Here is a 15,322-nt window from a genome sequence, read left to right on the forward strand (position 1 = left end):
GCAAAGAGGCGCACCTATGGTTGACGACTATACCGCGAAGATGACCGAGCTCATCGAGCTTATGCGCATGATCGGCAACGATACGCAGCAATGCGAGGTCAAGGAATGCAAACGCCGCATCTCCTCCACGATTACCGATACGTTGTCCGCATTCTCCAACGGTTCCGGTGGTTGGATTATTCTCGGCCTTTCAGAAAAGAACGGTTTCACTCCGGTTGAGGACTTTAATGCCCGTGCTATGCAGGAAGCTTTGAGCCAAGCCTGCGAGAAAATGACTCCGGTGGTTCGCCCGGTTATCGTAACGTGTCCGTTCGAAGGCTCGAATCTGGTATTCGCGCGCATTGATGAAATGCTTCCGCGCGATAAGCCCTGTTTCACTACCGCCCTCGGTCCGCATGGCGGTTCATTTATTCGCACCGGTGATGGGGACCGTCGTATGACCTCCTATGAGGTGGACCGGCTCATCGAAGAGCATCTGCAACCTACCTATGATTTGGATATTGTGCCGCATGCCACCACGGATGATCTTGATCCAGCGCTGGTTTCAGGATTGTTGGCTCGTGCGCGCGAGCAGCATCCGCATGTGTTCGCCGGCCGTGAAGCCACACGCACGTTGTTGGATTTGCAGGTGCTGCGTCATGATGATTCCGACGACAGCGAGGTGGGTGGAGTCTTAAGACCTACGCTTGCCGGATTGTTGGCGTTGGGCCGGTATCCGCAGAAGTATTATCCGCGATTGTCTATTGCCATCGCGGTGTTCCCCGGCACGGACCGCGATGAAGTGTTCCGCGGAGATGAGCGATTGGTAGCCACGAAAACCATTGTGGGGCCGATTCCGGTGATGATTAACGATGCCGTGGAATCGCTGATGCAATGGGTGGGTGCGAAGAAGCTCGACTACCCGCCCATAGTATTGCGCGAGGCTATTGCGAACGCACTCACTCACCGTGACTACTCCCCCGATGCACGCGGCACTCAAGTACGTATCAGCGTGTTCACGAATCGCATTGAAATCACCAATCCTGGTGGCTTATACGGCACGGTGACACATGATGTGCTGGCGAATCCGAATCCAGTGACCGGAGTACCGTTCGTCTCCACCCGTAATCAGTTCCTGTTTACGTTGCTGGAATCCACGCCATATCCGGACGGCGGCTTCGTGAATCCGGAAGGCGGGGATGGTTATCAACGTATTGCCGCAGCTCTTCGAGAAGCAGGCATCGAGCCGGCTACCACGCAGAATGACATCAATACGTTCACGATGACTATTACCAAACAGCGCACTGCGAAGAACAGTACGCCGAGTGAAATATCCAAAGCGATTCTGACCGTTCTCGAACGGCATTCGGCCATGAGCATCAAGGAAATCATTCGCGAACTGCAATTGACGCCTCTGGCTGCAACATCCGGCATGCGTGAATTGATACGCGAAGGTCGGGTCGCCAAGGTGAAATTCCAAGACGACCCGACCCAGCGGTACCGGTTGAAGGGGCTATGACATAAGCGTCTGCTTCACCCCTACGCCTCAGCGAGTTCGGTCGTAGCAGGCGCGGCCAAGGTAGGCCGCGAGCGCCGGAATTTTCCTGCAGCCAGCCCAATGCAGATGAAAGCGACTGCAAACAATGCCACGATACCAATGTCTGCAGTCCATTGCATCCAATTTGCATCCGTCGTTGCCACTACTCCAAGTGCATTGTCTATTGATGTGCAGTACCACCATCCTGGTGTCAATTTGGCTAAGGCGACCATGCCATCGGGCATCATGCTCATCGGGAATGCGATTCCCGAAGTGAACAGAATCAGCAGACCGAATACGTTGGCGAATGCGTTGGCGGCCATATCCGAGGCTCCGAATTCACCAAGCATGAATCCGCATGCCACACACATGAAGCTGAATATTGCCACTGAGAGGAATACCATAATCACGCCACCTATCGGCAGAGAAGCTATCTGGCCTCCAGCCGCTGCAGTCAGTATTAGAGCTCCCGCAAGATAGCCTACGCAGATCAGCAGCGCGAAACCGCACAATACCAGCATGCGTTTCAATCCGCTTTTCGCTACTACCGGAGAAGCCATAAGCCTGCGGCGCAGTTCGCCGGCACCGAATACGCGTGCTACAAGACTCACGCATACGCTCAGCGTAAGGAATAGCGGATATAGCGCGGTTTTCATCGTGTCACCGAACCCCGATGTCACTGGATGGGTTTCCGAACCGGCCTTGGCATCTGGTGTGGTCTTTTCCACGACAACCGAACGATTCACATCACTGTCATGTGCCGTGTCTGCGGCTTTGGCCGCGGCATCCTGCACATCCTTTATCGTCAAACCGTCCAACGTTCCTTCAGGCAGTGTATCAACGCTGAAGGCACTGGCATCATTCGTGGCATTCGACCAGTCGACGCTGCCATCAGCGCCAACGGATGCCATCCATGATGCGAGCGTTTCCTTGCCGATATTGACGTGTTCGCCGATTAGTGCGATTCGGGTGAGCGAGAGGAATCCGTTTACGTTCATGTTGCCGATGGTTCCCGCTCCCGACGTGTAGCTGGTGACGGTTTCAAGCGTCGGCATATCTTTGCCGGATTGTGCTGCATCGAGGAATTCGTTAGCGTAGCCACGTGGAATGATGACGATAAGATCCACCCAGTTTGAGGCGACTGCCTGTTGCAGGGACTCTGCTGTATCGTCGAGTTCAATCATTGTGGCGGATTCCGAAAGGTAATCGCGCAGTCCTTCAGCCATACCGCCTCGGTTCCCGTCGCGGTCGATGACAGCAATATTGACTTTATTCGGCTCATATGTGTCGGCCACAGGCTGTACGGAAGCGGCAAGCTGCGACCAGCTGAGCGAGAACATCATAATGCCCATAAGAATCAGATACACGATGATGTATGTCCGGTGCGCCAGCAGCACGCGCACGGTGGCTTTATAGGTGTTCATAGCGTTGCCTCCTGAGCATAATCACGCCGACGGTGAGGAACACTGCGCTCATGACAAACAAGATGGCGCAAGTTCGAATAAACGGCTGGTAGCTGTCGTAGTACATCAGTGAGTAGAACAGATTCGTCACTTGCTGTGCAGGGTTGATGATGGCAAGGAACGGGGCTTTACGAGTAATCAAATCGCTCAGTTCCATTGCAAATCCGCCGTATAGACCGCTGAATAGCGACAGCGAGCAGGCGATGGCCGTGGAAAGGCCTTGCTTGACGCCAGTGGTGAGTTTCGGGATGGCACCAATCATGGTTCCAAGCGAGCAGGTCATGAATGATGCAACAATCACGGCAAGTACAGCCAAGGGCTCGCGTCCACCGACTTCAATGCCGCAACCATAGCGGATATAGGCGAGAGCAATCAGTAGACATGTACTTGTGCATAGCCACCCCGCAAGGAATCCTGCAACGAGCTGTTTGGCTCGTCCGAGCGGGGCTACGGTTCTGCGAATACCGAGGGCGGAAAGATTTGCCTGCGAGGCGGTGACTGTATAAATCATGTATGACATGGCGATCAGGCAAGACATGCCCATGAGCGCATAATAGTATCTCGCCATCGCATCCGGCTTGAAGTTGGTGAGCGAGATTTCTCGCGTGCCATTTGCCGCAGTGCTGATACCGTTCCAGAACGTGCGCGTCATGGCCGCGTTTGGATTGTCTTTCAACGCGGTAAGCACGGTCGCGCTAGTGCGATTGTATTGGTCGATCACATTGTCCAATGCGGCGAGGGAAACATCGAGTCCGGCCTCCTGCGTGCCATTGTTCGCTTTGGTAACCGTGTCGCTACTTACAGTGAGCGCGATTCGCCCATCCTTGTCGGCGGATAGGTAGCCCTCCACCTCGCCCGTATCCAGCTTCTTTCTGGCTTGCGCGCTGGATGTAACGTTAGTGGTATCCAGCAATTTCACATCGATATTGACATCGCTGGAAATGGTCTTACTACTGCTCGTATCGGTTCTGCCACCGGTTTTCTTACCGGATAATGCTTCGACCAACGTACTTGCACCGACCGCGTTATCCCAGTTTGCATCTTCCACAACTGCCACGGATATTGGCGTGATGCTCATGGCTTTATCCAAGTCACCGAATACGCCGTTGAACATCGTGGCCAGCGCTATAGGGAAGATAATGAGCCAGAACAATGCGCTTTTATTTCTCAGGTTCGATTTCAACGAGACGATGAATGTGCTCCACATGACGTTCTCCTTTCTTTTGTCTGGAGGATGGGGCTCAGCCGATTCCTAGTCGCGCAACGCTGTGCCAGTAAGCTCCAGGAACACGTCGTTCAAAGTGGGAGGCCGGCTGGTCAGATGCCCGATGTTTACGCCGGCTGCCCGCAATACAGCAAGCATGTCCATAAGATTGTGTTCGCCTCGCCGGCACCGTACTTCCAGCTCCCGGCCGTCATACGAAGCTTCGATAACAAAACCGAGTTCGCGTATTTCTGCGAGCGCCGTATCAGGCAAGTCCAGTGTTTCGATGGTGATGCGTTCGCCGGTGTCGATCATGTTCTTCAGCTCGTCGGCGGTGCCGAGCGCCAGATGCCGGCCGTGGTCCATGATGAGGATGCGGTCGCAAATTTGTTCGACTTCCTCCATGTAGTGACTGGTGTAAATGACGGTGGCTCCTGCTTGGTTGAGTTTCTGGATACCTTCGAGTATTGCGTTACGGCTTTGTGGGTCGACGGCTACGGTGGGTTCGTCAAAGAAGATCAGATCAGGCTTGTGCGCTATGCCGCAGGCGATGTTGAGCCGTCGCAGCAGGCCTCCCGAGAGTTTACCTGGACGGTATTTGCGGAATTCTCGCAACCCCACGAAATCGATGGCTTCCTCCACGAGCGGTGCGCGTTCGGCTTTCTTCGGCACATACAACGAGCAAAAGTAGTCGATATTTTCCTCCACGGTGAGTTCGTTGAATACGGCCACGTTCTGCGGCACGATGCCGATGCGGCGTTTCAACGCGTAACTGGTTGGCGTCATCGGCTCGCCGAATACGCGAATGGTTCCGGAATCATAGGTAAGCAACGCCAGAATGCAGTTGATGGCTGTAGTTTTGCCGGAACCGTTGGGCCCCAGCAGTCCAAAGATCTCGCCTTGCTTCACGTCGAGATCGAAATAGTCGAGCGCCACCATATCGCCATAGCGTTTGACCAGCTGGCTCACATGAACCGCAGGAACGGCTGATTGAGTGGACTGAGTGGTTTCGCTTGCCATGATCACTCCCTTCCTTGGATAGCTCTATCATCCCCATCGCAAGCACATGACACCAGCCACATTCGTCACGAGTCAGAGCAAAAACCATGACATTTGTCATTTGCGCCAAATCATCATCGATAGACGCTATTGCACGGGTAGGCTTGGAACCAAGAAATTCGTTACGGACGGCAGGAGGGGCCATGCGGACGATGGTGGAGAAGGGGCTGCTGCTGATGTTCAGCTTGGCTCTGATGCTCACATCATCGTTTGTCGCCGGCTCTGGATCGTCATATGCATATGCATCGGGGCCTTATGTAGAGCTCATTGCTGGCATGCTAATCGCCATATCCGCCACCGGGTTAGCCGAATGGCGGGCACGGCATGCTTGGGCTTGGCTACCGGCATGCGGTTATGCCATCGCCGCAATGGTATTGCCATTGTGGATTATGTTCCTGCCAGTGATTGCTTATGATGCCGCAAAAACCACAATGCCGCTCCCCTCGCTGATTCATGTACTTTCCCGCACATCAACACCAAAGCAACCATCTTCGCCAACGGCTGTGTCATCGGTGGCTTCATCATCCACGCTATTGCCACAGCGCGTGCCGCTCATAGGCAATGCAATATCACGATGGTTGTGGCTGGTATCGATTGCCATTGCGGCTGGTCAAACCTATTTTGGCGCAGGCACTTGGGCGAGAACATTCTCCATCCGCGACTTTGCGATTATCGCTGGAGCATGCGTACTGGGATTCGCGTTAGGTTCCCGCGCGAAAAAAGAAACCGCGTTACGTCATACGCTGCGTGTGATGCAGGACCACGAGCGGCAATCGGTTCGTGCCCATCGGCTACGGCTTGCCGATATAGACGAGGAACGCGCGCAGTCGATTCGCATGGCCACGCTCGGCGAGCGCACGCGTATCGCCAGAGAGATTCATGACAATGTGGGGCATCTGCTAACGCGCGCCATTATGCAGGCGCAGGCCGGCAAAGCGGTGGCTGATGCCACCAATGATGTCATCGCCGCACAAAACTTTGCCGCATTAGGCGGTACGCTCGATGATGCGATGACAATGGTGCGCAAGTCCGTGCATGATCTGGAGGATGATGGCACTGATTTTGCTGCGCAAATCAAGGATGCAGTCGCATCATTTGATGACATCTCCCCTGGTTTCTCGGTGCGCCTGGTCAATGACATTGTCGCTGCACCAGCACCGGTATCCCGTTGCTTGTCCACAGTGATTCGAGAGTCGTTGACGAACGTGGTGCGTCATAGCGAGGCACAGAATGCCAACGTGACATTGCGTGATTTTCCAGCATTCTGGCAACTGGTGGTACAAGATGACGGCCCGGCAAAACATCCCTCGAACATAAGCGGCCTCACCATCCCAATCAGGCATGAATTGCCACGCGGCATGGGATTAGCTGATATTGATTCGCGCGTACGGTCCATCGGCGGTACGGCAACATGCGGACCGTACAATCAAGGCTGGAGGGTGTTCGCTTCCATTCCCAAGCAGCCGTGGATGAAGGAGACAAAAGAGCGATGAGAATTGCCATCACAGATGATGATCCTATTGTCTGCCAATCCTTGGCAACTATTCTTTCCGCAACGAATATGGCCGACGTGCTATGGACCGCGAACGACGGTGATGCTGCAGTAACCAACTATTTCGCGTCTCCTGCAAATCATCCGGATATTCTACTCATTGATATTCAAATGCCCGGCAAAGATGGTCTCGCAGCGGCCCGTGACATTCTTACGAAAGATCCTGCAGCTCGTATCCTATTTTTGACCACATTTGCTGACCAGTCATATATTGCGCAGGCGATGGCATTAGGTGTCAAAGGGTACCTGATTAAGCAGAATGTGGCCGCAGTTGGGCCGGCATTGCAGGCAGTGATGGCCGGTCAGGTGGTGCTTGGCGCGGAAGTACTGGGTAAGTTGACCAGCAACCAGACAAGCGCACCTGCTGATGATACAGCTCACAAGTCCGATGAATCCATCGAACGGCTGCTCAATGACAAGGAGCGAGTGATTGCTTCCCTAGTGGCCGAGGGATTGGATAATCGTGATATCGCAGCGCAGCTTTGCTTGAGCGAAGGTACTGTACGCAATCGCATCAGTCAAGTATTAGACAAACTGGGGCTCACGAATCGCACTCAGTTGGCAATCGAATGGATTCGCGAGCACCGGTGAGCCAATAATGTCAGCTGTTTTTCATGACGATGCTGTCGACCACGTTGGCCACGGATTCGCAGTTGTCTGCACACTGCTCGAGGTGGCGGAATACATCATGCCATGCGAATACCTGCAGCGGGTCCGTGCAAGTGGTATGAAGCGTGCGCATAGCTTCAATGAACACATGGTCGGCATCAGTTTCAATGGTGTTAATGGCGAACACACGTTCACGCAGCGTCTTGGAGCGCTTGAACTGCGGCAGCTCGCCGATGAGCCCTTCAATCTGATCGCAGGCATGCGACACCATTTCGGTCATCTGCAATGCTTCAGAGCGAACATCAGTCACATTGTCGTAGTACATGCGATCGAGCACGCCTTCGATGCTGTCAATCACATCGTCCAGCACGTAACTCAGCTGGCCGATGTCTTCACGATCGAACGGCGTGATGAAAGCGGTTACCAGCTCATCCATCAAACGGTGACGAACCTTGTCGGCCGACTGTTCGATGCGATGCATTTCCTCCATGCTGTCCTTCAACTGTTCAGGGTCGAAGTTGTGCATCACTTCGCTTAAGAGATGCGCGGCCTGGCATGCGTATGCAGCGCTTTCGCGGAATCCGTCGAAGTAGAAGGAATCGTTTTTTCTTGCCATTGCGGGGTTCCTTTCTAGAACACGAACATGAAGAGCTTGGCCATAGCGAAACTGATGAGACCACAGCCGGGGAAGGTGAATACCCAGGTGAGCATCATGTCTCGCACTACACCGAAGTTGATGGCGGACAGACGGCGGACCGCGCCCACGCCCATGATGGCGCTGGTCTTGGTATGCGTGGTGGAAACCGGGATGCCGAGCACGGTCATCACAAGCAGGCAGAGCGCGCTGGAAAGGTCAGCGGAGAAGCCTTGGTATTTCTCCAGTTTGACCATGTCCATGCCTACGGACTTGATGATTTTCTCACCGCCGACCGAGGTGCCTACACCCATGATGGTGCTGCATAGAATCATTAGCCATACGGGAATCACCACACCGGCTACAGAGGATTGACCGTTGCAGAAGGCCATACCGAGGAATAATACGCCGATGAATTTCTGGCCATCCTGAGCACCATGCATGAAACTGTTGGCGGCCGCGCCGACGATCTGCGCATACGTGAAAACACCGTTCGTGCGGCGGCGATCGAAGCCTGCGCAAATCAGAGTCACAATCTTGCAGACAATCCATCCCATGCCGAAACCGATGACAAGGCTGGCCACCAAGCCGTACAGCACTTTGACCCATTCGCCCATGTTGACGCCGGCGATGCCGCCTTGAATGGCGATGGCTGCGCCGGTCAGGCCTGCGATGAGGCTATGGCTTTCGGACGTTGGGATGCCCAGCATCGATGCACCTACGCTGTATACCACAATGGAGAAAAGCGCCGCGCATAATGCAATGAGTGCCGAATGCGTATCCCCTCCGAAATCGACCATGTTGGAGATGGTGGAAGCAACGGACGCATTGAATTGCGTCATCAGGAATACGCCGAGGAAGTTGAAGATGGCGGCCATGATGACTGCGGAACGTACGCGCATGCAGCGGGTGGTCACACAAGTGGCAATGGCGTTGGGGGCATCGGTCCAACCGTTGACGAAGATGACTCCGAGCGTCAACAACGTTGTTACAGCTAAGGCTGGGTTGGAGAATACCTGCTGGATGAAATAGGCCAAGGATACGTCCACGGCTAATCTTCACCTTCTTCTTCGGGGGCGGCGGAAAGTCGTCACACCGATTGTAACCGATTGGTGACTACGTAGCGCGCATTCGTGGCGTCGCACAACAATCTTCGTAGTGAAACAGCTCAATCATTCATGGAAGGCGGCAGTCGGCATTCATTGAGGTGTACTCGTGTTTTTCCCCAACAATGTGAGAAAATAGACGCAGTGTCAATAGGAGGTGTGTGATGGTTGTAAGCACTGACGAGGGGCGTAACTTACCGGATTGGGTGCGTTATGGCGTGTTCTGGCAGGTGTATCCATTGGGGTTCTGCGGCGCGGATATTCGCCCTCAGGGCCCCCGCACCTTCAACGGCCGTGGTCTTGATTCAATGATCGATTGGCTGGAATATGCACGCAATCTTGGTGCATCCGGACTGCTGCTGGGCCCGATTTTCGAATCAGCCACTCATGGTTACGACACGCTGGACCATATGCATGTCGATGTGCGTCTGGGAGGCGATGCTGCATTCGATCGGCTGGCCGAGGCATGTCGCAACATGGGTTTGCAGTTGATTCTCGATGGCGTGTTCAACCATGTGAGCCGCCAGCATCCAGCAGTGCAGGCCGCATTGGAGGAAGCCTCCGGGCAGTCAGCGGCTGATAATCCTTGGCGTGGTTTGGTTCGTGCACATCTTGGGCAGGATGGACAGCCACAATTGGACGTGTTCGAGGGGCATGGCGATTTGGTTGATCTCGACCATGATGCGCCGGAAACCGTGGAATATGTGACCCGTGTGATGAATCATTGGCTTGATCGGGGTGCCGCAGGCTGGCGTTTGGATGCCGCCTATGCCGTGCCTACTTCGTTCTGGGCCAAGGTATTGCCACAGGTGAAAGCCGCGCACCCATATTCATGGGTGTTCGGTGAAGTGATTCATGGTGATTACCCGCAAATCGTTGCGGATGCCTCGCTGGATTCTGTCACGCAGTATGAGTTGTGGAAGTCGATTCAGCATGCCCTGGAAACCGACAATTTCTTCGAATTGGATTGGAACCTCAAACGCCACAATGCATTTTTGGATTCGTTTGTGCCGCAAACGTTCATCGGCAATCATGATGTGACGCGCATCGCCTCGCAAATCGGTCCTGCCAAAGCTGCACTGGCACTTGCGGTATTAATGACCGTCGGCGGTGTGCCGAGCATTTATTACGGTGACGAGCAGGGCTATGTGGGCATCAAACAGGAACGATTCGGCGGCGACGATGACGTGCGGCCGAAGTTCCCGCTCTCCCCTGTCGAACTATCCAAACTTGGTGAGCCCACGTACCGATTGCATCAGGCGCTGATTGCGCTGCGCAGACGTAATCCTTGGCTATTGGATGCTCGCACCGAGGCGATGGAGCTGGAGAATAAGCGATTCGTCTATCGTTCGGTGAGCGCAGACGGCAATCAGTTGCTGACAGTGTCACTGAGCGTTGAGGCGACGCCAACGTTTACGATAACCGATGCCAGTGGCACAGTACTGTACCGGTATTAGTCAGCGTGTGTATAGGACTCCCCTCAGTCAGCTACGCTGACAGCTCCCCTCACAGAGGGGAGCCAAATATAGGCATGCCTGAGTATTGCTTGATATTCGGCTCCCTCTGACGAGGGAGCTGGCGCACGCAGTGCGACTGAGGGAGAGAAGCACATTAGCGACGGCCGGAGCGGGTGCCTTGCATGCGGAATGGAGCACGCCTCGTTTTGGACTGCTTGCCGAAATGCTTGGTATGGCGCTGCTGAGAGCCTTCCGCATTGCCATATTTTGCCTGCATACGGCGCTCGTGACGCTTCGCGGCTTCTCCGCGTTCGTCTACGATGATGCGATTCTCGTTACGGCGATGAATGCGCTTACCGCCGTTCGAACCAGCACGATCATCATCACGGCGACGGCTGCGAGCATCCGCACCACGACGAGTATCATTACGCCAATCACCGCGTTTGCCGGCTTCTTGGCGATAATCCTTACGACGGTTACCGCCTGAATGCCTACGCTCCTCGGGATGCTCGAACAAGTAATCGCGACGCTCAGCCTCACGGTCACTCAAGCCAGCTCGACGTTCTGCACGGTTCGGCTTACGAGGCTTGCTTGACTGTTCGCTGCGAGCTTGACGCTCCATATCTCGCTTGGCCTGCTCTGCAGCTTCCAAACGTTCGGCGGCACGGCGACGGCGACGATCCTTCTTGCGGGCGTTGCGCTCCTGCTCAAGCTGGCGAGCACGAGCTTCACGTTCCTCTTTGCTCAGACGCGGAGTCTCCGGCTTGCCGCCACGACGCTTGCCGCCGACCGGCTGGGACTTGTCAAGATTCCAGTCATTGACGATAGGCGCGCGCTCCCCCACCAGTTCAAGAACTTCAGGAGATTCATGGGTGACTTCGACCGGCTTGACGGTGATTCCGGCTTCGCGCAGCATACGACGGGTTTGGCGGCGCTGCTCGGGGAGCACGATGGTCACCACATCACCAGCACGGCCGGCACGAGCGGTACGACCCGAACGGTGGAGAAAAGCCTTAGGATCCTCCGGTGGCTCCACTTGCACGACCAGTTCCACGCCGGAAACGTCAATACCACGGGCGGCCACATCAGTAGCCACCATTACATGCACGTCACCGGATTCGAAAGCGTCCAGATTACGGTCACGCTGGTTCTGGTTCAGATTACCGTGCAGTTCCGCTGCTGGAATACCGTTCTGCGTGAGGTTCTTGGCAAGTTTCTTGGTTTGGAACTTGGTGCGAGTGAAGAGGATGCGCTGCCCCACGCCTGAAGCAAGCGTACGTACCAGCTCATGCTTATCCGCGCGAGTGGTTTCGAATACGTGATGGGTCATCAGATCCGGCTCAGCGTTGGCTTCATCCACGCTGTGTACCTTCGGATCCTTGAGAAATTCCTCCACCACCGTATCCACGCCATGATCAAGCGTTGCGGAGAACAGCATGTGCTGTGCATCAGGGCGAACCTGCTCAAGCAGTCGCTTGACCGGTGGCAGGAAGCCCATGTCCGCCATTTCATCGGCTTCGTCGATGACCACGACTTCGACGCTGGACAGCGTCAGATGCTTTTGACGGAGCAAATCCTCAAGGCGGCCTGGGCAGGCGACCACGATATCCGCGCCTTGGCGCAGGTCGCGCACCTGGCGGTTCTGGTTCACGCCACCGTATACCGTGGTGGTGCTAATGCCGTATACATGCGCCAGCGGTGCAATCACATCATTGATCTGGTTGGCGAGCTCACGAGTCGGTGCCAGGACCAGTCCACGGGGGTGCGGCAGGAAATCGTCAGCACGACGTTCCTCCAGCTTCTCCTGCTTACGGCGCTTGATTTCGCGGCGGAATTCTTCCATTGCCAACTCGCCGAGCGAATCATATTCACCAAGGCGTGCAACCAGCGGAATGGAGAAAGCCAGAGTTTTGCCAGAACCGGTACGTCCACGGCCCAGAATATCGCGGCCGGACAGGGAATCAGGCAACGTGTCAGCCTGAATGGGGAAAGCAGTTTTCTTATCGTCACGGGCAAGTTCTCGGACAATCGGCCCGGGTACGCCAAGCTCGCCGAAAGCCATCGGACGAGTTTCTTCGCCGCCGTTCATAGTGGTGTCGGCGTTATTCTCAAAATCGGTATAGGGCACAGTGGCCTTTCATCATCAGGCACGCATGGTAATCGCGTGGAATATGCAAACTACCTGAGCCTAGCCCAAGCCCCCTACTTTAGATATTGCATTGAATTTTATTACTCACCACTTGCAAAAGCGGCGGCCTCACCGCAGTGAGGCCGCCGCTCAATAGTTCAAGTTTTTCGCTTAATATCTCCCCTCAGTCAGCCTTCACTGACAGCTCCCCTCACAGAGGGGAGCCAAGGAAGATGTTGATTACAGAATATCCGGATCATCCTTGTCGATAGTGCCGGTTGCCTTGCCGATGGCCTTCAAACCGTGGTAGGCCACCAGAATCACGATGGTGCCGATAGCGATGCCATTGAAGGACGTGCCGGCAATGGTGAAGGCGAACTGGCCGATGGCGATGATCATCGTGATGGCGGCCACCATGATGTTCAGCGGCTTATCGAAGTTGACCTTGTTCTCAACCCAGATGCGCACACCGATCATGCCGATCATGCCGTAGAGCAGCGTGGTCACGCCGCCGAGCACGCCGGCCGGAATCGTGTTGATCACAGCACCGAACTTCGGGCACAGGGACAGAATCAGAGCGAATACAGCTGCACACCAGTATGCTGCGGTGGAGTACACCTTGGTGGCTGCCATCACGCCGATGTTTTCACCGTAGGTGGTGGTGCCGGAACCGCCGCCGAAACCGGCGAGCGTGGTGCCCAAACCGTCAGCCATCAGGGCGGTGCCAATCTGGTTGTCGTAATCGCGGCCGGTCATCTGGGCCACGGACTTCACATGGCCAACGTTCTCGGCCACCAGCACGAGCACCACTGGAATGAACATCGGCAGAATAGTGAAGTCGGCTTGCGGCAGGTGGAACTTCGGGAAGCCGATCCAGCCGGCATCCGCGATGGCGGAGAAATCAACCTGTCCGCGGAAGCATGCGTACACGTAGCCGATGAGCACACCGATCAGAATATTAAGTCGACCAAGCAGACCCTTAAACAGCACGGCAACGAGCAGCACCGCCACCAAAGTGACGATGGCGGTGTCCGGAGCGGCCTGGAAGTTCGTCCACACCGAGGGAGCCAGGTTGAAGCCGATGATGGCCACAATGGCGCCGTTGACCACTGGCGGCATGATGATGTCAATCCACTTGGCACCGGCGTAATGCACCAGCACACCAATCAAGGCGAGCAGGATACCGGTGACCATGATGCCGAAGCTGGCCACGGCAATGCCCTTATGCGCAGTGGTGACTGCGGTGATCGGAGCGATGAAACCGAAGGAAGAGCCAAGGTAGCTTGGCAGCACGTTCTTGTTGATAAGCAGGAACAGTGCGGTGGACATTGCGGTGAAGAACAAAGTGGTGGACGGATCGAATCCCGTCAGAATCGGCACCAGGAAGGTGGCGCCGAACATGGCGATGACGTGCTGTGCGCCGATGCCTGCGGTACGCACCCAAGTCAGGCGCTCATCAGGCTCCACGACTTCGCCGGGCTGCAACGTCTTACCGTCGCCGTGCAGTTGCCATTGAAAGATATTGGACATTACTTCTCTCCTCGCTTGTGGCTGAGGGCGCGGCCATACCTCCGGCCGCGCACTGCTCGCCATTGTATCGCATGGAGATTGTCCGAAATGGCACTATCGGGAACGGATATCAACGGATTGCCAACTGCGTTTACTTGCCGTAATACTCCAACAGGTGCGGGTCCACCGTACGCACCACGTCCACCAAATCACCGTTGGAAAGATATGGGCGCTTGAATTCGCGCCACGGTTCCACTTTGACTTCCCAACGCCCGGTCTCCGGATCTTGAACCGGTCGAGCGGTTTGCTCCCAACGCACACGTTTGGAAGTGCGACCGGTTTCCGGATCCCGACGCGAATAATGCAGGCAAGTGCAATTGGTGATGCGCCATTCATCCGCGTCGGCTCGATGCAGGAATTCCTCGTCCGACAAATCTTCGATGGTGAGCATCATAGCCAACATGAAGTCGCCGTGGGTGACCATCACCACCGATTCGGCATCGGATTTGCGGCTTAAAGACGTGAGCACATTGTGTACACGGTCTTCGGCCACGTCGGCGATGGACTCCCCTGCCGGTGGGCGCCAGTACAGTGGGTCCGTGTTCTTGAACATCCAGTTGCGTGCATAATTGGTTTTGAACTCATCCTTGGTAATGGTGTTGATTTCACCCCAGGAGCGTTCTCGAATCACACGATTCTCTTCCCATTTCGCCTTAGGTAATGCCATAGTGGCCGCGGTTTCACGCGTACGCACATATGGGGAGACCAGGTAGCGGTCGAACAGTTGCTGCTGGCTTACAATCCACCGACCAATGCAGTCGGCCTGTTTACGGCCGGTAGCGGTCAAACGCCAAGAGCGGTCGGGCACCGTCACATTATCCTGCGTATACAAGGATTCGTCGCCTTGCTCGCCGGCCTGCACAATCACATTGGCTTCGGATTCACCATGCCGAATCACATACAAATCAAGCGGCATGCTCATAGTTTTCAGTCCCTCATTTCATATAACGTCTACTGTTTTTTGATTGCTTAACCTGACTTCCGCGTCACAGGTGTTACTCATTTTCCACGTTCAGGGGCAAGCA

General features: G+C 55.2%; 12 protein-coding genes. 4 read left to right on the forward strand and 8 right to left on the reverse strand.

Going from position 1 to position 15,322, the window contains the following annotated elements; all coding sequences use genetic code 11:
- Nucleotides 1–16 precede the first annotated feature (16 nt).
- A complete protein-coding gene (locus BISA_RS06970) occupies nt 17–1,498 on the forward strand; it encodes an ATP-binding protein (protein WP_033891014.1) in 1,482 nt (493 codons plus the stop codon).
- Between the two features lie 20 nt (nt 1,499–1,518).
- Here BISA_RS06970 and BISA_RS06975 read toward each other — a convergent pair whose 3' ends face one another.
- Genes BISA_RS06975 through BISA_RS06985 form a run of 3 tightly spaced genes read right to left on the reverse strand, consistent with a single transcriptional unit; the run spans nt 1,519 to nt 5,203 of the window.
- Nucleotides 1,519–2,940 (reverse strand): ABC transporter permease, encoded by a 1,422-nt coding sequence (locus tag BISA_RS06975; protein WP_033891015.1) that lies wholly within the window; start codon nt 2,938–2,940, stop codon nt 1,519–1,521.
- Nucleotides 2,927–4,186: an ABC transporter permease gene (locus BISA_RS06980; protein WP_033891016.1), complete on the reverse strand. Its 1,260-nt coding sequence runs from the start codon at nt 4,184–4,186 to the stop codon at nt 2,927–2,929. The genes BISA_RS06975 and BISA_RS06980 overlap by 14 nt, the downstream gene beginning before the upstream one ends.
- A gap of 45 nt (nt 4,187–4,231) precedes the next feature.
- Nucleotides 4,232–5,203, reverse strand: a complete 972-nt coding sequence (locus BISA_RS06985; RefSeq protein ID WP_033891018.1) for an ABC transporter ATP-binding protein — start codon at nt 5,201–5,203, stop codon at nt 4,232–4,234.
- Nucleotides 5,204–5,385: 182 nt separating this feature from the next.
- Between BISA_RS06985 and BISA_RS06990 the strand changes: the two genes are divergently transcribed.
- Nucleotides 5,386–6,735 carry a sensor histidine kinase gene (locus BISA_RS06990; protein WP_033891019.1) on the forward strand — a complete coding sequence of 450 codons (1,350 nt, stop codon included), beginning with the start codon at nt 5,386–5,388 and terminating at the stop codon, nt 6,733–6,735.
- Nucleotides 6,732–7,385: a response regulator transcription factor gene (locus BISA_RS06995; RefSeq protein WP_033891020.1), complete on the forward strand. Its 654-nt coding sequence runs from the start codon at nt 6,732–6,734 to the stop codon at nt 7,383–7,385. The genes BISA_RS06990 and BISA_RS06995 overlap by 4 nt, the downstream gene beginning before the upstream one ends.
- A 10-nt stretch (nt 7,386–7,395) precedes the next feature.
- Here the strand turns inward: BISA_RS06995 and BISA_RS07000 are convergent, their stop codons facing one another.
- Both BISA_RS07000 and BISA_RS07005 read right to left on the reverse strand, forming a co-directional pair.
- Nucleotides 7,396–8,019, reverse strand: coding sequence for a DUF47 domain-containing protein (locus tag BISA_RS07000; protein WP_033891021.1), 624 nt, complete (start codon nt 8,017–8,019; stop codon nt 7,396–7,398).
- Nucleotides 8,020–8,033: 14 nt separating this feature from the next.
- On the reverse strand, nt 8,034–9,086 hold the full coding sequence (locus tag BISA_RS07005; protein ID WP_033891022.1) for an inorganic phosphate transporter: 1,053 nt from the start codon (nt 9,084–9,086) through the stop codon (nt 8,034–8,036).
- A 221-nt stretch (nt 9,087–9,307) separates the two neighbouring features.
- On the opposite strand from BISA_RS07005, the gene BISA_RS07010 reads away from it, so the two are divergent.
- Nucleotides 9,308–10,600: an alpha-amylase family protein gene (locus tag BISA_RS07010; RefSeq protein WP_033891023.1), complete on the forward strand. Its 1,293-nt coding sequence runs from the start codon at nt 9,308–9,310 to the stop codon at nt 10,598–10,600.
- Between the two features lie 154 nt (nt 10,601–10,754).
- Here the strand turns inward: BISA_RS07010 and BISA_RS07015 are convergent, their stop codons facing one another.
- From BISA_RS07015 to BISA_RS07025, 3 genes are all read right to left on the reverse strand, one after another.
- The gene (locus BISA_RS07015; RefSeq protein ID WP_152597206.1) at nt 10,755–12,689 is read right to left on the reverse strand and encodes a DEAD/DEAH box helicase; all 1,935 of its coding nucleotides are present in this window, start codon (nt 12,687–12,689) and stop codon (nt 10,755–10,757) included.
- Nucleotides 12,690–12,968: 279 nt separating this feature from the next.
- Complete coding sequence (locus BISA_RS07020) at nt 12,969–14,258, reverse strand: uracil-xanthine permease family protein (protein WP_033891025.1); 1,290 nt, start codon at nt 14,256–14,258, stop codon at nt 12,969–12,971.
- A gap of 130 nt (nt 14,259–14,388) precedes the next feature.
- Nucleotides 14,389–15,219 carry a histidine phosphatase family protein gene (locus BISA_RS07025; RefSeq protein ID WP_033891026.1) on the reverse strand — a complete coding sequence of 277 codons (831 nt, stop codon included), beginning with the start codon at nt 15,217–15,219 and terminating at the stop codon, nt 14,389–14,391.
- Nucleotides 15,220–15,322: the final 103 nt, after the last annotated feature.

The organism is Bifidobacterium saguini DSM 23967 (genome assembly GCF_000741715.1).
GTDB classification, from domain to species: Bacteria; Actinomycetota; Actinomycetes; order Actinomycetales; family Bifidobacteriaceae; genus Bifidobacterium; species Bifidobacterium saguini.